The organism is Achromobacter spanius (genome assembly GCF_002812705.1).
GTDB lineage: Bacteria > Pseudomonadota > Gammaproteobacteria > Burkholderiales > Burkholderiaceae_B > Achromobacter > Achromobacter spanius.
This window is the reverse complement of record NZ_CP025030.1, coordinates 2,266,484-2,288,843: the sequence shown is the minus strand read 5'-3', so window position 1 is coordinate 2,288,843 and position 22,360 is coordinate 2,266,484. Positions and strand designations below refer to the sequence as shown.

Annotated in this window: 25 protein-coding genes; 14 read left to right on the top strand and 11 right to left on the bottom strand. The window is 65.9% G+C overall.

From position 1 onward, the window contains the following. The first annotated feature begins 60 nt into the window (after positions 1–60). Genes CVS48_RS10440 through CVS48_RS10425 form a run of 4 tightly spaced genes read left to right on the top strand, consistent with a single transcriptional unit; the run spans position 61 to position 3,380 of the window. Positions 61–954, top strand: coding sequence for a branched-chain amino acid ABC transporter permease (locus CVS48_RS10440; protein ID WP_100857589.1), 894 nt, complete (start codon positions 61–63; stop codon positions 952–954). After that, positions 947–1,834, top strand: coding sequence for a branched-chain amino acid ABC transporter permease (locus CVS48_RS10435; protein WP_100854389.1), 888 nt, complete (start codon positions 947–949; stop codon positions 1,832–1,834). Before CVS48_RS10440 ends, CVS48_RS10435 begins: the two co-directional genes overlap by 8 nt. Then, entirely contained in the window at positions 1,831–2,649 is an 819-nt protein-coding gene (locus CVS48_RS10430; protein ID WP_100854388.1) for an ABC transporter ATP-binding protein, read from the top strand. Before CVS48_RS10435 ends, CVS48_RS10430 begins: the two co-directional genes overlap by 4 nt. An 11-nt stretch (positions 2,650–2,660) precedes the next feature. After that, complete coding sequence (locus CVS48_RS10425; RefSeq protein ID WP_100854387.1) at positions 2,661–3,380, top strand: ABC transporter ATP-binding protein; 720 nt, start codon at positions 2,661–2,663, stop codon at positions 3,378–3,380. Positions 3,381–3,434: 54 nt separating this feature from the next. Here CVS48_RS10425 and CVS48_RS10420 read toward each other — a convergent pair whose 3' ends face one another. Then, complete coding sequence (locus CVS48_RS10420; protein ID WP_242001321.1) at positions 3,435–4,103, bottom strand: GntR family transcriptional regulator; 669 nt, start codon at positions 4,101–4,103, stop codon at positions 3,435–3,437. A gap of 359 nt (positions 4,104–4,462) precedes the next feature. Between CVS48_RS10420 and CVS48_RS10415 the strand changes: the two genes are divergently transcribed. The 4 genes from CVS48_RS10415 to CVS48_RS10400 are packed head-to-tail and all read left to right on the top strand — an operon-like array spanning position 4,463 to position 8,538. Beyond that, the gene (locus CVS48_RS10415) at positions 4,463–5,899 is read left to right on the top strand and encodes a cytochrome ubiquinol oxidase subunit I (RefSeq protein ID WP_100854385.1); all 1,437 of its coding nucleotides are present in this window, start codon (positions 4,463–4,465) and stop codon (positions 5,897–5,899) included. Between the two features lie 4 nt (positions 5,900–5,903). Beyond that, on the top strand, positions 5,904–6,911 hold the full coding sequence (gene cydB / locus CVS48_RS10410) for a cytochrome d ubiquinol oxidase subunit II (protein ID WP_100854384.1): 1,008 nt from the start codon (positions 5,904–5,906) through the stop codon (positions 6,909–6,911). Beyond that, positions 6,911–7,075, top strand: a complete 165-nt coding sequence (locus CVS48_RS10405) for a DUF2474 domain-containing protein (RefSeq protein WP_100854383.1) — start codon at positions 6,911–6,913, stop codon at positions 7,073–7,075. Before cydB ends, CVS48_RS10405 begins: the two co-directional genes overlap by 1 nt. A gap of 50 nt (positions 7,076–7,125) precedes the next feature. Further along, entirely contained in the window at positions 7,126–8,538 is a 1,413-nt protein-coding gene (locus CVS48_RS10400) for an aminotransferase-like domain-containing protein (RefSeq protein WP_100854382.1), read from the top strand. Positions 8,539–8,614: 76 nt separating this feature from the next. Here the strand turns inward: CVS48_RS10400 and CVS48_RS10395 are convergent, their stop codons facing one another. The 6 genes from CVS48_RS10395 to CVS48_RS10370 form a co-directional block, all read right to left on the bottom strand. Further along, positions 8,615–9,298, bottom strand: a complete 684-nt coding sequence (locus CVS48_RS10395) for a hypothetical protein (protein ID WP_100854381.1) — start codon at positions 9,296–9,298, stop codon at positions 8,615–8,617. 42 nt (positions 9,299–9,340) lie between these two features. Then, positions 9,341–10,318 (bottom strand): Bug family tripartite tricarboxylate transporter substrate binding protein, encoded by a 978-nt coding sequence (locus CVS48_RS10390; RefSeq protein WP_100854380.1) that lies wholly within the window; start codon positions 10,316–10,318, stop codon positions 9,341–9,343. A gap of 78 nt (positions 10,319–10,396) precedes the next feature. Further along, positions 10,397–11,662, bottom strand: coding sequence for a tricarballylate utilization 4Fe-4S protein TcuB (gene tcuB, locus CVS48_RS10385; RefSeq protein WP_100854379.1), 1,266 nt, complete (start codon positions 11,660–11,662; stop codon positions 10,397–10,399). Beyond that, on the bottom strand, positions 11,659–13,065 hold the full coding sequence (tcuA, locus tag CVS48_RS10380) for an FAD-dependent tricarballylate dehydrogenase TcuA (RefSeq protein ID WP_050449450.1): 1,407 nt from the start codon (positions 13,063–13,065) through the stop codon (positions 11,659–11,661). Before tcuA ends, tcuB begins: the two co-directional genes overlap by 4 nt. A 78-nt stretch (positions 13,066–13,143) precedes the next feature. Continuing rightward, the gene (locus CVS48_RS10375) at positions 13,144–14,070 is read right to left on the bottom strand and encodes a LysR family transcriptional regulator (protein WP_100854378.1); all 927 of its coding nucleotides are present in this window, start codon (positions 14,068–14,070) and stop codon (positions 13,144–13,146) included. 2 nt (positions 14,071–14,072) lie between these two features. Then, positions 14,073–14,771: a glutathione S-transferase N-terminal domain-containing protein gene (locus CVS48_RS10370; RefSeq protein ID WP_100854377.1), complete on the bottom strand. Its 699-nt coding sequence runs from the start codon at positions 14,769–14,771 to the stop codon at positions 14,073–14,075. 210 nt (positions 14,772–14,981) lie between these two features. On the opposite strand from CVS48_RS10370, the gene CVS48_RS10365 reads away from it, so the two are divergent. Next, a complete protein-coding gene (locus CVS48_RS10365) occupies positions 14,982–16,388 on the top strand; it encodes a tetratricopeptide repeat protein (RefSeq protein ID WP_100854376.1) in 1,407 nt (468 codons plus the stop codon). A 43-nt stretch (positions 16,389–16,431) separates the two neighbouring features. Here CVS48_RS10365 and CVS48_RS10360 read toward each other — a convergent pair whose 3' ends face one another. Together CVS48_RS10360 and CVS48_RS29190 are read right to left on the bottom strand one after the other, a co-directional pair. Further along, on the bottom strand, positions 16,432–17,142 hold the full coding sequence (locus CVS48_RS10360) for a hypothetical protein (protein ID WP_126376190.1): 711 nt from the start codon (positions 17,140–17,142) through the stop codon (positions 16,432–16,434). 148 nt (positions 17,143–17,290) lie between these two features. Beyond that, positions 17,291–17,461, bottom strand: coding sequence for a hypothetical protein (locus CVS48_RS29190; protein ID WP_157814461.1), 171 nt, complete (start codon positions 17,459–17,461; stop codon positions 17,291–17,293). A 476-nt stretch (positions 17,462–17,937) separates the two neighbouring features. On the opposite strand from CVS48_RS29190, the gene CVS48_RS29365 reads away from it, so the two are divergent. The 4 genes from CVS48_RS29365 (at position 17,938) to CVS48_RS29360 (ending at position 20,641) form a co-directional block, all read left to right on the top strand. Then, positions 17,938–18,237 carry a hypothetical protein gene (locus CVS48_RS29365; protein ID WP_100854374.1) on the top strand — a complete coding sequence of 100 codons (300 nt, stop codon included), beginning with the start codon at positions 17,938–17,940 and terminating at the stop codon, positions 18,235–18,237. Further along, entirely contained in the window at positions 18,162–19,412 is a 1,251-nt protein-coding gene (locus CVS48_RS10350) for a hypothetical protein (RefSeq protein ID WP_126376196.1), read from the top strand. Before CVS48_RS29365 ends, CVS48_RS10350 begins: the two co-directional genes overlap by 76 nt. A 19-nt stretch (positions 19,413–19,431) precedes the next feature. Beyond that, positions 19,432–20,406, top strand: coding sequence for a hypothetical protein (locus tag CVS48_RS10345; protein ID WP_100854372.1), 975 nt, complete (start codon positions 19,432–19,434; stop codon positions 20,404–20,406). A gap of 70 nt (positions 20,407–20,476) precedes the next feature. Continuing rightward, the gene (locus CVS48_RS29360; RefSeq protein ID WP_167400968.1) at positions 20,477–20,641 is read left to right on the top strand and encodes a hypothetical protein; all 165 of its coding nucleotides are present in this window, start codon (positions 20,477–20,479) and stop codon (positions 20,639–20,641) included. Positions 20,642–20,771: 130 nt separating this feature from the next. Here CVS48_RS29360 and CVS48_RS10340 read toward each other — a convergent pair whose 3' ends face one another. Then, positions 20,772–21,311: a thioredoxin family protein gene (locus CVS48_RS10340; protein ID WP_100854371.1), complete on the bottom strand. Its 540-nt coding sequence runs from the start codon at positions 21,309–21,311 to the stop codon at positions 20,772–20,774. Positions 21,312–21,343: 32 nt separating this feature from the next. Continuing rightward, the gene (locus tag CVS48_RS10335; protein WP_100854370.1) at positions 21,344–22,033 is read right to left on the bottom strand and encodes a cytochrome c biogenesis CcdA family protein; all 690 of its coding nucleotides are present in this window, start codon (positions 22,031–22,033) and stop codon (positions 21,344–21,346) included. A 175-nt stretch (positions 22,034–22,208) separates the two neighbouring features. Between CVS48_RS10335 and CVS48_RS29765 the strand changes: the two genes are divergently transcribed. Beyond that, positions 22,209–22,340, top strand: a complete 132-nt coding sequence (locus tag CVS48_RS29765; protein WP_268081047.1) for a hypothetical protein — start codon at positions 22,209–22,211, stop codon at positions 22,338–22,340. Positions 22,341–22,360 lie beyond the last annotated feature (20 nt).

Sequence of the window (22,360 nt, the reverse complement as noted above, 5' to 3'; positions counted from 1 at the left end):
GCCGGCTTCCCCTGCCGTCTTTTCCAGCCGGCTTTCCCCACCGTCTTTCGAGTCAACAAGATGACCCAGATTCTCGTCGACACGCTGCTACGCTGTTCCGACCTGGCGCTGATCGCGCTGGGCCTGAGCATGGTGTATGGGCTGGTCAAATTTCCGAACATCGCCCACGTGCAATACGCCATGGTGGGCGCCTACCTTACCTATGCGCTAAGCGCCGTGGCCCTGCCCTTGCCGCTAGCGCTGCTGGCCGCAAGCCTGCTGACCGGCGCCATGGCGCTGGCCTTCCACCTGCTGGTGTTCCGCCGCCTGCTGCGCGCGGGGCCGGCCATCACCATGATCGGCTCGCTGGCGCTGTCCATGCTGCTGATTGCGTTCTGCCAGGGCATCGCCGGGTCGTTCCCGCGGATGTTCAACCTGCCGCTGTCCGAGCCGATCTGGCTGGGGGATGCCAGCGTTACCGTGACGCAAATCGCCGCCGTGTCGACCACCGCCGTGTTGCTGGCGGGCTTTACGCTGCTGTTGTTCTACACCCGCGCCGGCCGCGCCATGCGCGCGCTGTCGTGCAACCCCGCGCTGGCCGATGCCAGTGGCTTGAATGCCTCGCGCATTACCTGCCAGGTGGCGTTTGCCAGCGGCGCGCTGGCCGGCCTGGGCGGCGGCTTGCTGGCCTTGTCCACGGGCGCGCACATCAACCTGGGAACGGACCTGCTGCTGCCCGTGTTCGCCGCCGCCATTCTGGGCGGTCTGGGCAACCCCTTGGGCGCGGTCGCGGGCGCGTTCCTGATTGCGTTGACCGAAACGCTGGTGACCAACCTGAACTTCGGCTGGCTCTACGCCAAGCCCGTGGCGTTCCTGCCCGTGGCCTATATCAGCGCGGCGTCGTTCCTGATCCTGCTGCTGGCCTTGCTGTTCAAGCCCTACGGCCTGTTTGACCGCGAGGTGCGCCGTGTTTGATTTCCTGATTTCTTCGTTGACCTTCGGCGCCATCTTCGCCTTGATGGCGCTGGGCCTGAACTTGCAGGCGGGTTTGGCCGGCTTGCTGAACTTCGGCCACATCGCGTTCGCGGGCATCGGCGCCTACGGCACCGGCATCGCCGTGCACGCGGGCTGGCATCCGGCGCTGGGCGCCGTGGCCGGCGTGGCGGTCGCCATGGCGCTGGGCTGGGGCATTGCGCGGCTGGGCAAGCAATTGGCGGCCGACTACTGGGGCATCGCCACGCTGGCCATTGCCGAGATCATCCGCACCATCGCCACCAACGAACTCTGGCTGACCAATGGCGCGCAGGGCATCAGCGGCATTCCCGCCGTGTTCGACGGCATGGACGGCAAGAGCGGCGCGCTGGCCTTCCTGGGTCTGGTGCTGGTGTTGGCGGCGGCCGCCGCCGTGTTGCTGCGCCGGCTGGCCTACAGCCGCTTCGGCCGCGCCTTGCGGGTGATGCGCGAAGAACCGAAGCTGGCGGCCTGCATGGGCTACGACCTGATGTCCTTGAAGTCTCGCGCCGTCATGGCGGGCGCGGCGGTCACGGCGCTGGCGGGCTCGCTCTACGCGCACTACATGAGCTTTGTCGGCCCTGACTATCTGCTGGCGTCGGAAACGTTCCTGCTATGGACCATGTTGATGATCGGCGGCATCGGTAATTTCTCCGGCGTGGTGCTGGGCGTGGTGCTGGTACAGACCGCCTACACGCTGGTGCCGTTCGCCAAAGATGCATTCGGCTTTGGCTCCGACATTGCCGGCGCGCTGCGCCTGGGCTTGATCGGATTCATTCTGCTGGGATGCCTGTTGTGGCGCAGCGAAGGGCTGCTGCCGGAAAAGATGAGGAAAATGCCATGACCACCCCTTATGCATTGCAGGTCGATTCGGTGGCCAAGGCGTTTGGCGGCAATCGCGTGCTGGAAAAAGTGGGCTTTGCCATCCGCCCCGGCGAAATCGTGGGCCTGCTGGGCCCGAACGGTTCCGGCAAGAGCACGCTGCTGAACACCATTACCGGTTTCGAAACCATCGACGCCGGCAGCGTCCAGTTCGAAGGCCGGCGCATCGACAAGCTCAGCGCGCACCAGATCGTTCGTGCCGGTATCGCGCGCAGCTTTCAGTTGCCCTCGATGCCGCGCAAGATGTCGGTGGCCGAAGTGGCAATGGCCGCGTCGGTGGAGCACCACGGCGTCTGGGAAAGCCTGTTCGGCACGCGGGCGGCGCGGCAGGCGGAAGCCCGCGCGCGCGCGCAGGCCGACGCGCTGCTGGAGCAACTGCTGCTGACGCCGGTGCGTGATTTATCCGCCGCCGCGATCTCGGGCGGCCAGAAAAAGCTGCTGGGCATCGTCTGCGCGCTGATGGCGCATCCGCGCATGCTGATGCTGGACGAGCCCACCGCGGGCGTGCATCCGAATCTGCGCAGCGACATCGTCGGCGCCTTGCAGCGCTTGAACCAGGCCGGCATGACGATCGTTGTCGTCGAGCACGACATGCATTTCATCCGCGAGGTCTGCCACCGCTGCATCGTGCTGGACCGAGGCCACATCGTGGCCGACTGCCCGCCCGACGAGCTGGCCTCCAATGAGCGCGTGCTGGAAGCGTATCTGGGCGGCGCCCCCGCCAAGCCCGCCGCCGGCGCCAATGCCTCGCCCGTGTTGCGCATGGAGGCCGCGTGATGAGAGAAAAAATGATCGAAGTGGACAACGTCGTCGCCGGCTACACGCGCGACGTGGACATCCTGCGCGGCATTTCGCTGTATGCCGGCAAGGCGGAAATCGTGACGCTGCTGGGGCCGAACGGCTGCGGCAAATCGACCCTGTTGAAAACCATCGCCGGGTATCTGAAACCCCGCGAGGGCCGCGTCATGCTGGGCAACAAGGACATCTCGCGCTTTCCGGTGCACGAGAAAATTCTGCGCCACGGCCTGGGCTTCGTGCCGCAGACCGAGAACGTCTTCACCGCGCTGTCCGTGCGAGAAAACCTGCTGGTGGGCGGCAATGCGCTGGACAAGGCGCAGTGCGCGGCGCGCGTGCGTACCTTGTGCGAGCACTACCCCGTGCTGCAACGCAAGCTGGATGCCCCCGCCGCGTCCCTGTCGGGCGGCGAACGCCAGATTCTGGCGCTGGCGCGCGCGCTGATGCCGTCGCCCGGCCTGCTGCTGCTGGACGAACCCTCGGCCGGCCTGTCACCCAAGACGTTGGGCGAAGTGTTCGAAGCCATCCAGCGCATCCGCGCCAAGGAAGGCGTGACGATTCTGATGGTGGAGCAAAACGCCATGGAAGCGCTGCGGATATCCGACCGCGCGTATGTACTGTCGATGGGCACCGTTGCCATCACGGGCGAGGCGCAGGCGCTGATGAACGACGCGCAGGTGCGCGAGCTGTATCTGGGCGGCCGGGCGGCGTAGCCGAGTCCCGTGTGCACGTCTTGAAGGCCCGCCCCGCGCGGGCCGTTCAGCTGTTCAGCCGTCCTGGCGCATGCGGTGCATGGCCACCAGGTTCTTCTTGGTTTCAATGATGTGCGCTTCAACCAGGCTTGCCGCCAACGCGCCGTCCTGCTGGCGACAGGCTTCCAGGATGCGGTAATGGTCCGACTGCGGCCCTTCCTTGCCGGTGGCCTGCGACATCATCTCGTGCGTGTAGCGGTCGGTATTCAGGCCGTATTCCTCGATCAGCCGACGCAGCCGCGTGTTGTTCGCGGGCGCGCACAAGGCCAGATGGAAGCGGCGGTTCAGTTCGGCCCATTGCGACACGGAATCGGCCTCGTCGTAGGCCTTGAGGATGGCTTCCAGGTTGTCCAGGTCGGCCCGCGCCATGTTGGGCACGGCCGCGCGCACGGCATAGCCTTCCAGCGCGATGCGGATGTCGAGCAATTCGCAGATCTGGTCCACGTCCATGCGGATGACGACCGCGCCCCGATTCAGGTGATAGGCCACCAAGCCTTCGGTTTCCAGTTGGCGCAGCGCTTCGCGCACGGGAATGCGGCTGGCCTGGAAGCGCGTGGCCAGGGCGTCCTGCTTGAGCGGGGTGCCCGCGGGCAAGGCGCCCGTCAGGATTTCGTAACGCAACTGGTCGCGGATGCGGTGCGGCAACGCCTGGGCTTTACTGGACGTGCCCTTCGTTTTGGTCATGCTCATAACTATCGGGTATCTCTGGGCGAAGGACGGCGGCCTGCGGCAAGCGTCGATGAAGGTTGTTCCAACAGCGGGCTCCCATCGTAGCCGAATGGCCCGCTGGCGGGAACCGTGTCCCGGCCGAGGCCAGAATCCACCGTCATAGCCTGGGCCTGCCAACCTGATCTGCTTATTCAGGGCCATGCACGCTACCGGAATATTGCCGGAGCACAGCGCGCCAGCCCGCGTCTTGCCTGGCTTTGGAGGCACAGCCAGCCAAACTGATCCGCTTTTTTATCTGAATTCTGAATCTGTACTACTTCGCGCCCCGGATCTACTGTTCGAAGCGTAGGACACCGCTTATCAGGAAGACCGCTATGCATGGCGACGCGCTATTGCTTGCCCGAATACAGTTCGGGTTCACCATTTCATTTCACATCGTATTTCCCGCCATCACGATTGGCCTGGCCAGCTACCTGGCTGTGCTGGAAGGCTTCTGGCTGCGCACGGGCAAGCCCGTCTATCGCGACCTTTATCACTTCTGGACCAAGATCTTTGCCGTCAACTTCGGCATGGGCGTGGTGTCCGGCCTGGTGATGGCGTACCAGTTCGGCACCAACTGGAGCTTTTTCTCGGACTTCGCGGGCAGCGTGACGGGGCCGCTGCTGGCATACGAAGTGCTGACCGCCTTTTTCCTGGAAGCCGGCTTTCTGGGCGTGATGCTGTTCGGCTGGACGCGCGTGGGCCCGGGCCTGCACTTTTTCTCGACCATCATGGTGGCGCTGGGCACGCTGGTGTCGGCCACGTGGATCCTGGCGTCCAACAGCTGGATGCAGACGCCCGCCGGCTACGAAATCCTGGACGGTCGCGTCGTACCCACCGACTGGCTCGCCGTGATCTTCAACCCATCGTTTCCGTACCGCCTGGCGCACATGGGCATCGCCGCATTCCTGGCGACCGCGTTGATGGTGGGCGCGTCTGGCGCGTGGCACCTGCTGCGCGGCGACCGCAGCCCCGCCGTGAAGAAGATGTTCGCCATGGCGATGGGCATGCTGTTGCTGGTGGCGCCGCTGCAAGCCGTGGTGGGCGACTTTCATGGCTTGAACACACTGAAGCATCAGCCCGCGAAGATCGCCGCCATTGAAGGGCATTGGGAAAACGAACCGGGCGCGGGCGTGCCGCTGACGCTCTTCGGCATCCCCGACATGGAACGCGAAGAAACGCGCTTTGCGCTGAACGTCCCGCGCCTGGGCAGCTTGATCCTGACGCATAGCTGGGACGGCCAGTTTCCCGGCCTGAAGTCGTATCCGCCCGAAGACCGGCCCAACGCCACCGTGGTGTTCTGGTCGTTTCGCATCATGGCCGGGCTGGGCATGCTGATGATTCTGCTGGCCGGCTGGGCGCTCTGGACGCGTTGGCGCGGACGGCTGTACGAGTCGCGCGCACTGCAACGCTTTGCGCTGTGGATGGGGCCGTCGGGCATCGTTGCGATGCTGGCCGGCTGGTACGTAACCGAGATCGGCCGCCAGCCATGGATCGTCTACGGCGTGATGCGCACGGCCGACGCGGCCACGCCGCATGGCGTCGGCGAACTGACGCTGACGCTGGCCTTGTTCGTGGTCGTGTACCTGCTGGTGTTTGGCGCCGGCGTGTCGTACATGCTGCGCCTGATCCGCATGGGTCCCAGCCCCGCGCCCGGCCACGCGCCGCTGTCGGGCGGCCCGGGCGAGCCGCGCCAACCCTCGCGCCCGCTGTCCGCCGCCTCCACGCTGGCGGGCATCGAACCCGCGCCTCGCAAGCCTTCCGGAGTCTGACACCATGGGCATCGACCTTGCATTGATATGGGCCGTCATCATCCTGTTTGGCGTGATGATGTACGTGGTCATGGATGGCTTTGATCTGGGTATCGGCATCCTGTTTCCGCTGATCCGTGACCGCGATGAACGCGACGTCATGGTCAACACGGTGGCACCCGTCTGGGACGGCAACGAAACCTGGCTGGTGCTGGGCGGCGCGGGCCTGATGGCGGCGTTTCCGCTGGCGTATTCCGTGATCCTCAGCGCGCTGCACCTGCCGCTGGTGTTCATGCTGCTGGGCCTGGTGTTTCGGGGCGTGGCGTTTGAATTCCGCTTCAAGGCCGACGAACACCATCGCCCTTACTGGGATCTTGCCTTCGTGATCGGCTCGGTCACGGCCACGTTCTTCCAGGGCGTGACGCTGGGCGCCTACATCGAAGGCATTACCGTCGTGCGGCGTACCTACCAAGGCGGCGCGTGGGACTGGATCAGCCCGTTCTCGCTATTCACCGGCCTGGGCCTGGTGGCGGGCTACGCCTTGCTGGGCTGCACCTGGCTCATCATGAAGACCGAAGGCCGGCTGCACCGCCACATGTGCGCGATCGTGCGGCCGCTAACGTGCGCGCTGCTTGCCGTGATCGCGGTGCTAAGCGTGTGGACGCCCTTGGCGCAACCGCATATCGCGCAGCGCTGGTTCAGCCTGCCCAATATGTTCTGGTTTCTGCCGGTACCGGTACTGGTGGCCGCCGCCGGCTATGACTTGATCCGGCGCGTGCGCGGCACGCCCGCCGCCGGCCCCTTCCTGCTGTCGCTGGCGCTGGTGTTCCTGGCCTACACCGGCCTGGGCATCAGCATCTGGCCCGCCATCATTCCGCCTGACATCTCGATCTGGACGGCGTCCGCGCCCCCGCAAAGCCAGGGTTTCGCCTTGGTCGGCGCGCTGCTGATCATTCCGATTATCCTGGTCTACACCGCCTGGTCGTACTACGTGTTTCGCGGCAAGGTCCGTACCGGCGAGGAGTTTCATTGATGCCTGCCTTGACGACACCCCCTGACGCCGCCCGCGCGACTCCGGCTGCGTGGCGCAGCCGCCTGCTTTGGCTGGCGCTGATCTGGGCCGCCAGCGTCGCGGCGCTAGGTGTGGCGGCCTACGCGCTGCGGCTGCTGATGCGCGCCGTCGGCATGTCGACATGAGCCCGGCGCCCGTGCCTGCCCCACCCTATTCCCTTTGAATCGGAACCGCCATGAAGCGCTATGAAAGGCTGACGGAAGACATCACCAACTCAATCAGTTCGGGCTTGCTGCAAGTGGGCGACCGCCTGCCCTCGGTACGGCAAACCAGCGCCAGCCGGGGTGTCAGCCCGTCCACGGTGTTCAAGGCCTATTACCTGCTGGAAGCGCGCGGCCTGATCCGCGCGCGCGACCGGTCCGGCTACTACGTGCTGCGCGCGCCGCACGCCGCCCTGCCCGAACTGGACGGCTTGTCCAGCGCCCCCGCCGGCCGTCACCCGGTGGACGTCAGCGACAACGTGCTGCAAGTGCTGAACGCCACGCTGCGCCGCGACATGGTGCCGTTTGGGTCCGCCTTTCCCAGCCCGTCGCTGCTGCCCTACGCGCGGCTGGGCAAATTCATGGCGTCGGCCGCGCAGCGGCTGGACCCATGGGGGTCCATCGACGACCTCAGCCCGGGCGACGCGGCGCTGCGCCGCGCCATCGCGCTGCGCTATCTGGCTGATGGCCTGACGGTGCCGGTGGACGACATCATCATCACCAACGGCGCGCTGGACGCGCTGAACCTGAGCCTGGCGGCGGTGACCCAGCCCGGCGATGCGGTCATCGTGGAATCCCCCACGTTCTATGCCGCCCTGCAATCGCTGGAACGCAACCAGTTGCATGCCATCGAAGTGGCCACGCATCCGCGCGAAGGCATCGACCTGCAAGCGCTGGAAGACGCCATCGTGCAGCACCGGCCGCGCGCCTGCTGGTTGATGACCACGTTCCAGAATCCGCTGGGCAGCCTGATGCCCGAAAGAAAAAAGGAAGCGCTGGTCCGGCTGTTGACCCGGCATGACGTTGCGCTGATTGAAGACGACGTCTACGGCGAACTGTATTTCGGCGAACACCGGCCACGCCCGGCCAAGGCCTTCGACAAGGAAGGCATCGTGATGCACTGCTCGTCGTTTTCGAAGACGCTGGCGCCGGGCTACCGCGTGGGCTGGGTGGCGGGCGGACGCCATACGCAGAAGATCATGCGCAACAAGCTCACCACCAGCCTGGCCACCGCCGCGCCCACGCAGGCCGCCATTGCCGCCTATCTGGAAAAGGGCGGCTACGACCGCCACCTGCGCCAGTTCCGCCAGACACTGGCCGTGCAGCAAGGCGAACTGCTGCAAGCCGTGGCGCGCTATTTTCCCAAGGGCACGCGTGCCACGCGGCCTGCGGGCGGGTACTTTGTGTGGGTGGAATTGCCCGCACACATCGACACGTTGAAGGTCCACCGCGCCGCGCTGGATCACGGCATCAGCATTGCGCCGGGGCCGCTGTTTTCGTCGTCGGGCGCCTTCCGGAATTTCCTGCGCTTGAACCATGGGCATCCGTGGAACGCCGACATGGAACAGGGGATGGCGACATTGGGCAAGCTGCTGGCGGGTGGTTAGCGGCAGCAGTTTGTGGTCGGCCAGTTTGTGGGTAGCGGGCTTTTAATTCGCGGATTTTTGGTCAGCGACGTTGTCCTTAGCGGCCCGTGGACGCAGCCGCCGCGCGTGCCGCCTCGACCTCGCGATACAGCGATGCCGCATCCGGCCGCAGGGGCAAGGACAGCTTTCCCTGGCGGTCAATAGCGCCCCATTGGCCGCCCGTCATGTAGCTGTGCTCACCGTCCGGAGTGTGGGCCTTGCGGCAACCTTCGCACACCACGGCCAGCCCGCCGCTGTAGCGGTCGACCCATTCATAGGGGGTAGCCAGCACGCGCTTGAGCTGCGTGTCGTAATAGGCCATCCCACCCGACCACGGCCCGCGCGTCAGGCCGTCTTCGAAGTCATCCGCAAAATTGTCGTAGGTGACGACGGCTACCGATTTTCCATCGGGCCGTACCCAGCGCCACGATCCGTGCGTGAATACCGGCGACAAGCCATCCTCGTTGAAGTCCATGCGCCCAAGCACATCGGCCGCGAACACGACCGTGTCGCCCTCCACCCGCGCGCATTGATCGGTGGGCTCCAGCATGCCGCCCTCCTGCCTGGCGGCGTACAGGCATTGCAGGTCATGAGAGGAAGATGAACGCGTGGCGGCAGCATCCGTGGGCGCGGTGTTCGCGGGAACAGCATTCGCGGGAACAGGATTCGCGTCAACAGGATTCGCGGCTAGGGCGGCTGCCGGCAGGGCCGCCAGCAGCGTAAACAACAAGGTTTTCAGCATGCCGGAAATCCTAGCATGCGCCCCGCCGGCCACCACCCCGCTTCAGTTTGCCGTCGCGCCGGAATCCTTCACCGCCTGTGCCCAGGTCGCAATCTCGGTCTGGATGAACTTGCCGAACGCGGCCGTGTTCACGTTGGAGGCCTGCGCGCCCTCTTCCATCAAGCGTTGCTTGACGGCGGGCGCTGCCAGCGCGCCGCTCAAGGCCTGGTTAAGCTTCGCGACCACCGCGTCCGGCGTGCCCGCGGGCGCCACCACGCCGTGCCACGACACCGCCTGAAAGCCCGGCAGGCCGGACTCGGCCATCGTGGGCACCTCGGGCAAGGCCGGCGACCGCTCGGGCGACGTCACCGCCAGCGCGCGCAAGGTGCCCGCCTTCACATGCGGCAGCACGCCCGGAATGGTCGTGAACATGAAGTCGATCTGGCCGCCGATCAGATCGGTAATGGCGGGGCTGCCGCCCTTGTATGGCACGTGCGTGAACGTCAGCTTCGCCGAGCTCTTGAACATCTCGCCCGCCAGATGGCCCGGCGTGCCCGCGCCCGCCGACCCCATGTTGGTCTTGTCACCCTGCCCACGGATGTAGGCGATCAGCTCCTGCACATTGGCAGCCTTGACCTTGGGGCCGATCACCAACACGTTGGGCACCGTGGCCAACAGCGTGACGGGCGTGAAGTCCTTGACCGCGTCGTACGAAATTCGCGAATACAGCGACGGGTTGATGCCATGCGTGCTGGCGGTGGCCAGCAGCAGCGTGTAGCCGTCCGGCGCGGACGTGGCCACCTGCTTGGCCGCGATGGTGCCGTTGGCGCCGCCCTTGTTCTCGATGATGATGCTCTGGCCCAGCGTCTTGCCCGCCTCCGCCGCGACAGTGCGCGCCAGGATGTCCGACGTGCCGCCCGCCGAGTGCGGCACGACCAGCGTGATGGGCTTGGTCGGAAAGGTTTGCGCCTGCGCGGCCGGCAGCACCGGCGTGAAACAGGCGGCCAGCGCAACGCGCGCCAGCAATCGGTTATGGCTCATTGAAGTCTCCTCGTTTGTAATCGAATGCGGCGCCCTCCCTGGGGCGCCGTCATGTCCGTGGGGGGATGGGGCCGGGGTTCAGTCCGACCCGAGTTGCAGCTTGTTGGACTGGCGCTTTTCGATGGACCACTTCAGCAAGGCGGCCGAGCGGTAAATGCCGTGGGCGAACTTGCCGTAGGGCAAGGTCAGGAACAGCGCCATCACCACGCCCAGGTGGATGGCCAGCAGCAGCGCCATCGCACTGCCATCGCGTCCCGCCAAGAGCGCCAGGCCGGTGGCGCTGGTCAGGAACAGCAGCACGATGAAGCCCCGGTCCATCGGCTTTTGCGCAGCGTCGCCTTGTTGCGGATGGCGCTTGATGTTCAACCACAGCAAGCCTGCCGGCCCGATCAGCAGACCGATGCCGCCCACCGTGCCCAGCAGCACCGGCGCGCTAAAAAACGGATACGGCGCCTGCTGGCCCAGCAGATAGTGGTACAGCGTGGCCACGCAGGTCGCCGCGAAGCACAGCATGAAGCCGTAGAACGTGAAGTGATGAAAGCGCCGCCGCCACAAGGTGAAGGCATCGTCCGCGTTGTTGCAGCCCTTGCCGTGGCCGCCATCCAGATAGCGCAGCCGCAGCGCGTCGTGCGCCGCTTCAGCCACGGCCGCGCCCGAGGCCGCCCCCGGGCTGACATTGCGCCAGAAGCGCGTGACGCCCACCGCCAAGGCCAGCATCGAAAACCCGAACACCACGCCAAACATCAGCGCCAGCGTGTTGTGCGGGAACACGGCATAGAAGTTGCCGGCCATGGGCTCATGAAACAGTCCGCCCGCCATCAGCACGGCCAGCACCAGAAACAGCGCCAGGCCGCCGGCGGTAGCCAGCGACAAGACCAGCCCGTTGCGCTTGTACAGCGTGCCCAGCGCGGCGGGCCAGGCGTAGTCGGTGTAGGTCTGCATGCGCACCTTGGCCATGGCCTGCGGCACGTTCACCGCGAATTCATGCGGCGGCGCGTACTGGCAGGCGTGCAGACAGGCGCCGCAGTTGTGGCACAGGTTGGCCAGGTAGTTCAGGTCGGCCTTGCCGAATTCCAGCCGGCGCGTCATGGCCGGAAACACCGCGCAAAACCCTTCGCAATAGCGGCAGGCATTGCATATCTGCATGACACGCGCGACTTCGGTTTCGTCGTCGGTCAGCAGGTCGGCCTGCGGCTTGGCGGTCTTGCCGCGCCACTGGACGGGGTGCTCGACCATGGCGGCCGGCATCGCAGGTTGCTCCGCCACGGCGGGACCGCCAGGCGTAGAGGAATGCGGGGTGGAAAACGACTGCGCCTCGCGGGCCAGGGCTTCAAGCTGCTTCATATCGTGCTCTTCGCAAGGGTCTGGGCGCGCGCGGCGGCGGCGGCCCGGGTGCCGGCAATACGGCCGAACGCCGTGCCGATGGACATGCCCACGCCCGCCGTGTAGCCCTTGCCCAGCACGTTACCGGCCATCATTTCGCCGGCCACGAACAGGTTGTCGCTGGGCACGTCGTTAAAGCGCACGGCGGCGGTGTCGTCCACCTTCAAGCCCAGATAGGTAAAGGTGATGCCGGGGCGCAGCGCGTAGCCGTAGAACGGCGCGGTATCGATCGGCCGCGCCCAATGTGTCTTGGCGGGCGCGATGCCTTCGGTATGGCAGTCGTCCAGCGCGGTGTGGTCGAACGTGCCGACGCGGCACGCGGCGTTGTAGTCGCGCAGGGTTTGTTCAAAGGTGGCGGGGTCCAGCCCCAGCTTGTCGGCCAGCTCGGGCAGCGTGTCGGCCTTCACGCCCGGAAACACCGGCGGCATGAAACGGCCGATGGCCTTGGCGTCGATGATGGAATAGGCGATCTGGCCGGGCTGCATCGCGGTCAGGCGGCCCCAGATGGCGTAGCGCTTGGGCCAGAAGTCTTCGCCTTCATCGTAGAAGCGCACGGCGTCGCGGTTGACCACCACGCCCAGCGACACGCAATCGATGCGCGTACAGATGCCGCCGTCGTACAGCGGGGCGCGCGCGTCGATCGCCACGCAGTGCGATTGGGAGGGGTCGCCAATGCCGTCCGCGCCCGCGTCCAGCATGAACTTCAGCAGCACGCCCATGTTGAAACGCGTGCCACGAATCAGAAAATTATCGGCCGGCCATTCGCCGCGTTCGTTCTGGCCCCAGGCTTCACGCAGCCATTCGCGGTTGGACTCGAAGCCGCCCGCCGCCAGCACACAGGCGCGGGCCTCGATGCGTTCGTCGCCGATGCGCGCGGCCTTGAAACGGCCGTCTTCCAGTTCCAGCGCATCCACCGGCGCGTTGTAGCGGATCTGCACGCCCAGCGCCTCGGCGCTGCGGTAGTAGGCGTTCACCAGCGCCTTGCCGCCGCCCATGAAAAAAGCGTTGGTGCGCGCCACGTGCAGCGCGCCCGACAGCGGCGGCTGGAAGTTCACGCCATGGCGGCGCATCCAGTCACGACAGGTGGAAGATTCGCGGATGACCAGCCGCGCCAGATGTTCGTTGGTCTGCCCGCCCGTGACCTTCAGCAGGTCTTGCCAGTATTCCTCTTCGGGATAGGCGTCGGTCAGCACGTCCTGCGGGGCATCGTGCATGCAGCGCAAATTGCGCGTGTGCTGCGAATTGCCGCCCCGCCATTCGCGCGGCGCGGCCTCCAGCAGCAATACGCTTGCGCCGGCCTCGCGCGCCATCAGGGCCGCGCACAGCGCCGCGTTGCCCCCGCCCACCACCAAGACATCCACCATGTCATTGCCCCTCACATCAAGGGGACGACTCTACCTAGCGGAGGCCGCGCGCGATATCAGGCGGGCGTCAACGGGTCTTCACGAATCGTGAAGAGCCACCACCGCCCATTTGCCGTCGCGCGCCAGGGTGCGCGACACATCGGCCAGCACCAGCCGGGCGGCCAGCGCCGCGGGCGACAGTTCATCGTCGGACAGGCTGACCAGCAGATTGGGGCGAAACAGGTGGGCGTCTTCAATGCGGGCCATGTGCAACTGGCCGGGTGCGATGCGCGCCGTGGCCGAACTGGGCTGGATGGTGGCGGCGCTGCCCAGTTGCACCACGTCCATCAACAGCGACAGGCCATCAACTTCCGCCACCACGCGCGGCGTCTGACCCAGTTGCAGGAACGCGTTGTTGACCAGCGCCCGCAGGCCGTGGCGCCCGCTGGGCAGCACCAGCGGCAGATGCGCGATGTCGGCCAGCCGCGTCGTGTCGCCCTCAGGCAGGCCCGGCATGTCGCGCCGCGCGCACAGGAACAGGGGCTCGTCCAACAGCGGCATGATGCTCCAGCGGCGCGCGGATTCGGCCTGGAACACGATGGCCAGGTCCAGCAGGCGGCCGTTGAGCATATCGGCCAGATGGCCCGACAGCGCCTCGACCAGATGCAGCCGGATGTCGGGGTAGCGCTCGTTCATGGCTTGCAGGAACGGCGCGCCCAGAATGGCGGCGGTGGTGGACGACAAGCCCACGCTGACGTGGCCTGCCAGCCGCGCCTGCTGCGCGGCCTGCACGGCGTCATCGGCATGGCGCAGCGCCAGTTGGGCCTGCCGAAAAAACGCCAGCCCCGCGTCCGTGGGCACCACGCCGATGGCGCTGCGTTGCAGCAGCCGGGTGGACAGTTCGCCTTCCAGCCGGCTGATCTGCTGGCTTAGCGCCGACGTGACCATGCCGATGGACGTGGCCGCGCGGCCGATGCTGCCCGCTTCGACCACGCGCACGAAATAACGCAGTTGGCGCAGTTCCATGCCTAGGCGGGAATGGTCAGGCCCCGCGCCACGGCCGGACGGGCGACAAACGCTTCCAGCACGCGGGCCACGTTCTTGAACCGCGAGAACTCGACCAGGTCACCGGCGTCGTAGAAGCCCACCAGGTTGCGCACCCACGGCAGGATGGCGATGTCGGCCACGGTGTATTCGTCGCCCATGACCCAGTCGCGGCCTTCCAGGCGCTGGTCCAGCACGGCCAAGAGGCGCTTGGATTCCGCCACATAGCGTTCCAGCGGGCGCTTGTCTTCGTAGTCCTTGCCGGCGAACTTATGGAAGAAGCCCAGTTGGCCAAACATCGGGCCGATGCCGCCCATCTGGAACATCACCCATTGCAGCGTCTCGTAGCGCCCGGCCGTGTCCGTGGGGATGAACTGGCCGGTCTTGCTGGCCAGGTAGATCAGGATGGCGCCGGACTCGAACAGCGCCAGCGGCTTGCCGTCCGGGCCATTCGGGTCAAGGATGGCCGGAATCTTGTTGTTCGGGCTCAGCGACAGGAACTCGGGCGAAAACTGGTCCTGCTTGTCGAAAGCGACCCGGTGGGCCTCGTAGGGCAAGCCGATCTCTTCCAGCAGAATCGACACCTTCACGCCGTTGGGCGTGGGCAGCGAATACAACTGGATGCGCTCGGGATGCTGGGCGGGCCACTTCTTGGTGATGGCGAACGAGTCTAGGGCGGTCATGCGGGGTTTCTCCAGGGGAGGCGGAAGTCGTGACGGGTTATTGCGCCGATCATCCTAGCGCAAATGCCCGAAACGCCGCTGAAATACCCGCTTGCCGACCCGGCTGAACGGGGCCTGTCGGCCTGGCTCCCAGCGCTGACAGAAAAATAGGGGTTCGTGACACAATTCGGCTCGCCCAAATCCATCCGCAGACGCCGCCCCGCAGCCCCCATGACATTCCCGATGCAGCACCCGTTTACCCCGCTCTTGCTGGCCGCCGCCGCGCTGCTGATTCCGTCCGGCGCCCAGGCCGACGTCGCGGCGGCGTCAAGCGCCACCCCGCCGCCCGGCATGGCCCAATACGGCGTGGGCCCGCATGGCCAGAGCCTGACGCTGACCTTGCTGAACAACCGCGACAGCGCGCCCGCGCCCAACACGCCGTATCGTTTGTTCCTGACGGGCAAGCAGGAATCCATCCGCGACACCCCCAGCCAGGACGGCATCCTGCACGGCACCACCGACGCCGAAGGCCGCACCGCCTGGGTGTGGACGGACAAGGCCTACCAGCCCGAAGACTTCACGCTGATCCGCCGCGTGGGCGACGGCCCCTGGGGCCACTTTTTCCAACTGCACTCCAGCGGCAACGACAAGGAACCCGTGCCGGCCTGGCCCTACATCCTGACCATGCACCAGCGCTGGGGCGAACAATGGGTGGACCTGGGCTACACCACCCGCCAAGGCGCCACGGCCTATTTCAGCCACAACGTGCCGGCTGCCTCCCTGTCCCTGTCCATCGATGCGTCCGTCACCGACAACCGGGCGTGCTTTGACGAGCTGGACGCCATCAACCGCAAGTTCAGCCAGAACGATGCCGCCGGCGCGCAGCAGTTGATCCAGACCATGCAATGCGCCGACACCCCTCGCCAGCAACTGGATCTGGCTCACCTGCTGCTGATGGTCGGCCGGCAGGACGACGCGCGCCACTGGCTGATGCAATCACGCAAATGGCGGTTTCCGGAATCGCTTGAACCGGTCGAAACCCCGCTGCTGAGCGACCGCCTAGGCCTGGAACGTTTGTTGGGCATGCCCGACCTGGCGCTGACCGACGCGCAGACGCTGCAACGTCGCCAGACCAAGCCCGGCCGCCCCCCTCGGGCAAGCGACACGGACTGGCCCAACGATATTGCCTATTACCTGGCGGACTTTCCCGACTACCTGCCGCAAGCCGAAGAGGAAGCGCGCCGGTCCATCCGCCTGTGGGGTCCCAACCCCTACAACCAGGGCACGCTGGGCTGGATCCTCAGCCTGCGAGGCGACACCAAGGAAGGCCTGCGCCTGATGCGCGCGTCGTACCGCGAGATATCTCGCAACGAAGAAATCGTGGCCGACTACGGCTTGGCGTTATGGCGCAGCGGCCAACCGGAACAGGCGGCGCGCTTGTGGGACGAGGCCCAGGCGCAGTGCGTATGGGGCCGCCGCCTGTACGCCGCGATGCGCGAGGCGCATTACGACCACCCCTATTTCCAGCCAGCGGATTCCGACGCGGTGCAGGCGTATCGGCAACGCTGCGACGGGCCTCGGATAAAACGCAAGACCGTGGCTATGGGCGCGGCGTTGCCGCCCGCCCCCGCCGTGTGACGTTGCGTTCTACCTGAGGTCGCGATTTACCCGTCGTCGCGTTTTACTTCTCGTCCTTCATCTTCACGTCGCTGGCCGTGTCGGCCTTCAAACCACTGGTGTTGATCTTGCCGGGCGGCGGCGCGTCGATCTCGTCCAGATTGGCGGCGGCGGCAGGCGCGGCCACGTCGTCCAGGTTGACGGCATCGGCCACGGGGGCCGTGGGCGCGGCGGGCTTGGCCTTGGGCGGCGCCTTCGGGCGCGGTTTGGCCGGCACACGCGGCTTGGTCACTTCAAGCGGGCGCGTGTACAGATTGCCGTCCTGGTAGACCAGCATGTAAGGCTTGCCGACAGCAGGCTTTACCGTTTGGCGGGCCGTCCACTGGCCGTTGGCCACCTGGAACGACAGCGGGCCTTCGCAACTGCGATAGCTGTTCTGCCACTTGGACGATTGCACGCCCGACACGCGGTACACGTGATAGACGTGATTGCAGCCGAGCTCCGGCACATCCAGCGTGATCAGCGTTGCGCCCGGCACTTCGGACACATTCGCCACCATCATGGACGCGCCCTTGACCTCAAGCTCCATGACCTTCTTCTGGCCATACAGCTTGATGTCGTACGAATCGTTGTAGTAACGGCGCAGCGCCGCGCGCTCGCCATTGACGGTGAAAACCTGCTGTTCCTTGGCCAATACTTCGCCGAAATCCAGGCCCATCTTGCCCGAGCCGGTACTGACGCAACCGCTCAACGCCATCAAGGCGGAAAGGGACACTATTGCGCGAAATGCACGGCTGCCATCGGACCCACTTGCCGCCTTTGCCGTAACCCATCCGATGAAAGCTGAAGACACTTCATAACCCCTTGATATTGTTGCGTTTTACCTTGAATAGGAATATTCAAAATATACGTATCATTTAATGTCAAATGATTCGCAATGTTATACTGTAAACCAAAGCGAACAGGGGCAAGGCGAAAAGCATGAAGAAGGTTTGCGTGGTCGCGGCAATTGCCGCTAGCGTCGGCAGCTTGCCGGCGCACGCCGAGGCGTATCGCCTGGCATATTCCAAAGCGGAAAACATCGAGATATTCATCGACCACGCCACCGGTTCGCCGTGGTGCGGACCGCACCTGGATCTACGCGCCGTGTACGGCGCCGCCCCCGACGCCGCCGCGCTTGGCCGCTTGCTGCCCAAGATCGGCGTGCTGCTCGGCAAACAGTGCCCGCAAGCCGTTGACCTGCGCTGGACCAGCGTTACCAACGCCGGCGCGCGTGTTGCGGACGGCACCAGCACCAAAGCCGCGGGCTGGGCAATGCAAGTTGCTGCCGCCCCCGCGCCGGCTGCCGCGCCTGCTGCACCCGCTGCAACCGCTGCACCTGCAACACCCGCAGCAGCCACAACGCCAGATCCCGCCCCCGCCGTCGCCGCAGCACCAGCCGCAACGCAAGCGCCGGCGCCGGTCCCCGCAGCTGCTGCGCCGCAATCCGCTCAAGTAGCAACACCTACTCCCACAGCCGCCGCACCGGCCGCCGTCGAGCCAGCCGCCCCCGCCGTGGCGGCAGCACCCGTTGCCCCGCCCCCTGTCGCCGCTCCGGCTACTGCCGCACCTGCCGCTGCACCTGCTGCTGCACCTGCTGCTGTGCCTGCCGCCGCACCTGCCGCTGCACCTGCCGCTGCACCTGCCGCTGCACCTGCTGTTGTGCCTGCCGCTGCACCTGCTGTTGTGCCTGCCGCTGCACCTGCCGCTGTGCCTGCCGCTGCGCCTGCCGCAGCCCCAGCTCCCGCCCCCGCCGTGCAGACCGCCTTCGCCGTCAACGGCTGGACGCCGCCGTCGCCCGCCGCCGTCATGGCCGGCACGCAGCGGCTGAAGACCATGCAGGACCAGAACGGCTGCAAGGTCGTGTCGACGTTCCGCCTGGGCGAAGGCGCCCAATACATCACGCTGAAGACCGATGGCATGTCCTGCGGTCCCGACGGCTACGCCACGGGCAAGGGCCGGCTGCGGCTTGAGCGCTCCGACGGCGCGCGCATCGCGCAAAGCAATGACGTCTGGATGGCGGGCGGCATTCCGTTCACCTCGCCCGTTGCCGCGACCCGCCTCGCGCATGTCGACGACGATGGCTCCCTGTGGTTCCACCTGGACAGCGACCCCGCCAGCCGTTCCCACTATTTGCTGCGTGCCGAACGCATGTCGTACGGCAGCGGCCTGGACGTGTGGCGCTACACCCGCATCGACGTCGTCACCGACCACGCCGACGTGTTCCGCAACGCCACCGACATCAAGGTGGCTGTGGACGGCGCACTGCGCGTACTCGAGCGCACCGCCATGCCGGACGCCGGCAATGCCCGCATTGTGTTCTCGGACGACTTCGAGCAAGGCGCGCTCGGCGACAAGATCGAGCATCTGCTCTACATGATCACCGCCGACCGCCCCACCGACTGGCGCACCGGCAAGCCCCGGGGCGAGTGGCGCTACAACCTGCAGTACGCCCAGAACTACCTGTTCAAGCGCGACGAAATACTCGCCCGCAAGAAGCGCGAGGAACGGATGCGCCTGGCCAATCAGGAACGCGACAACCTGCGCCAATATCAAAACCTGGTTGATCAGGCCAAGAGCGACCCCAAGGGCATCCTGGGACGCATGCAGCGCGACGTACGCTACGACCTGATGACCGGCGGCGACTACAAGGCCCTGATGGCTGGCCGCAAGGCCGCCGTGCGCATGGTGATCCACGTAGACGACCACCAGGACAACGACGCCGTGGCCGACTGGCCGTACGAGATCCGCCTGACCGGCCAGAAGGCCATGAAGGAAGGCTGGTATCTGGTGCCCGGCGAGCTCACGCTGGACACCAAGCGCCAGGACGACAACGGCCTGCCGCTGACCTTGCTGACGCTGGGCCAAGCCGCGCCCGTCGCTTGCCAGAAGGCGGGCTGCGCCGACCTGAACGACCCCTTGGTCGGCGCCCGCATGATGCTGGGCCTGCCGGACTGGACGCCGGAGAAGGCCCAGGCCGTCATTGACCAAGCGAACCAACCCTAACCGCCAGACGAGCAACCCAATGATCAAACAGAAGAATGGCCTGATCGCAGGCGGTGTCGTCGTGGTGCTGGCCTGCGCCTGGTGGGGCTTGGGCGCTTACGCCTCCGGCAAGGCGGAAGATGAAATCGTGGCGCTGCTCGACAAGACGGGCCAGCGCGACATGGTGCGCTGGCAGAGCATTTCGGCGTCGCCCTTCGGGTCCGCCAAGCTGAAACAGGTGACGGTCGGCCCGGCGGGCTCGCCCATCGCCCTGATCGACACCGTCAAGATCAGCGGGCTGCGCAACACCAGCGACCGCCGCAGCGGCGACGTCACGATCGAAGGCGCTGCCCTGCCCAACGGCACCAGCGTGCTCAGCCAGACAGACCTGGCCCGCCAGGCCGGCAAGCTGGACCTGCCGCCCGCCAACCTGCGGGTGCGCTGGGACTACCAGCGTGACGACGACAACGCCGAACTGCAATTGACCCTGGAACAACCCGAGGCGCTGAACGCCGAACTGGCGTTGAGCCTGGAACGGGTCAACGGCGCGGTTTCCTTGGCGGAAGACCGCGACGCGCTGGTCGGGCTGGCCATGATGGGCATGATGGGCATGGGCCGCATCGACCGCAAGTTGGCGCCCTTGGCGGAACTGCGCATCAAGTCCGGCAGCCTGTCCGTGAAGGACGACGGCTACGTCCAACGCAGCGTGGAACTCTTCAAGCGCTATAACCTCAGCGCCGAACCGGGCGAAGGCAACCCCGACAAGCAGCGCGCCAAGCAGTTCGACAAGCTGGTCAGCGACAGCCAAAAGCGTTGCGAGGACCAAAAGTCCCTGGCCGGTTTCGACGACAACGACGACGCCTGCCAAGCTCTTGCCCGCTTCGCCAGCGGCGACAAGCGGACCATTGCCCTGACCCTGAATCCCCGCAACGGCGTGTCGATCGCCGAATTGCTGTCCAGCGCCAACAACCAAAGCAAGGTCTTCGCCCTGCTCGCGCCCACGCTTGAGAACTGAGCGGCGCCTATAATCTTCCGCACACGCTGCGCACGACGCGCTTGCCAAGGCGCAGCCGCGGGAGACTGACATGACACCCTCATTGATTCGCTTGCTTGCCTTGCTGGCAAGCGCCGTGGTGATAAGCGGCTGCACCTCCGGCCCGGGCGGCCCGCCCCACCCCGGCGCCGTCAATCCCTACAGTGAAGGCGGCTTTCACGACGCGGGTCCGAACTATCCGGATACGGGTCGCTAATCAGGCAGCACGTCTGCGGGCAGCACACCTGCGGGAAGGACGTCCGAGGAAAGGACGTCCGAGGAAAGGACGTCCGAGGAAAGGACGTCCGAGGAAAGGACGTCCGCTTCATCCATCCAGGCAGGTACGCTTAACCCGGCTGCGCCAGCAACCGCTGAATCTCAGCCTCCGTCTCCGCATACCTGCCCTCGCCAAAATGGCGGTAGACGATCTGGCCTTGCTTGTCGATCAGGTAGAAGGCGGGCCAATACTGGTTGCGGTAGGCGTCCCAGGTGGCATAGCGGTTGTCTTGCGCCACCGGATACGTGATGCCGAAGCGCTCCAGCGCCTTCTGCACGTTGGGCGTGGACCGTTCAAACGGGAACTCCGGCGTATGCACGCCCACCACCTCCAGCCCCTGGTCCTTGTACTTCTGATACCAGCTTGTCACGTAGGGCAAGGTGCGTACGCAGTTGATGCAGGTGTAGGTCCAGAAATCCACCAGCACCACCTTGCCGCGCAGCGACGCCAGCGTCAGCGGGTCGCTGTTGAGCCAGTGCTCGATGCCGGTGAATTCCGGCGCGGGGGTCGGTTGGGAGGCGCCGGCCTGCGCGGTAAGCGGCATCACCGAGGCGGCCAGCGACGTGGCCAACAGCGCGCCCAGCGCGATTTTCTTGAACGTGGCGAACATGGTCATGCTCCTTGAATTGAGGTGAGGGACGGTCAGTTGAAAAGGTTGCTGATCCAGGCGTAGGCCAGGATGTCGTACTGGAAATAGATGGCGGCGGCGGTCAGGATCAGCAGCACGCCAAAGCCTTGCTGCAAGCGCTGCGTGTAGCGCGACAAGCCCCGCACCCGCGCCGCGATGGCCTGGCCGCCGTAGGCGATCACCAGCATCGGAATGCCCGCGCCGATGGCGAACATCAACAACAAGGTGCTGGACTGCGTCAGGTTCTGCGCCTTGGCGGCCAGCACCAGAATCGACGCCAGCACCGGGCCGGCGCAGGGCGTCCACACCGCCCCCAACGACAGCCCCAGCACAAAGCCGCCCGCATTGCCGCTGCCCGAGCCGCCCGCGTTAAATGCCAATTGCTGCAAGGGGCCGCCAATGCGGGCGATCAGGCGGTCGTAGGGTTGCGGCCAGATGCGCACCAGGCCGAACAGCGCCAGCAGCGCGATCGACGTGGACCGCACCGCTTCGTGTACCGATGCATTCAAGGTGGACAACAGGCTTAGCGCGATACCCAGGCCGGCAAACGCCAGCACAAAGCCCGACACGACGAACAGGGGACGCCAGCGGTCCGGCCGTTCCAGCGAGGTGCCCAGCAGCACCGGCAGCAGAGGCAGCACGCAGGGTGAGGCGATGGTCAGCATGCCGGCCAGCAAAGCGATGGGGGTGTTGATCAGGTCCATGGGGCAAGTCCTTTGGAAAGAGGCCCCATTGCACCCGCGCCGCGTATCCGGCTTGTGCCGGTTTTGCGTGTTTTTTCCTGGCTTATGTATCTGCCGCCGGGGCGTACACAGTACGACACACTTGCGGCGGCGGCCGGCGCTATAACCCGTTCATGCCCTGCCCCCGGAGACCCTTATGAAGCGCATTCTTGCCGTACTGCTGTTGATGTTCGGCGGCTTCAGCACCGAAGCCGCCAAGCCCTTCCAATGCCAACTGATCGCCAATACCCGGCCGCGCCGCGACCCGCTGCCGCCGGCCGACCGCTGAAGGCGTCGCCTTGGATAAAA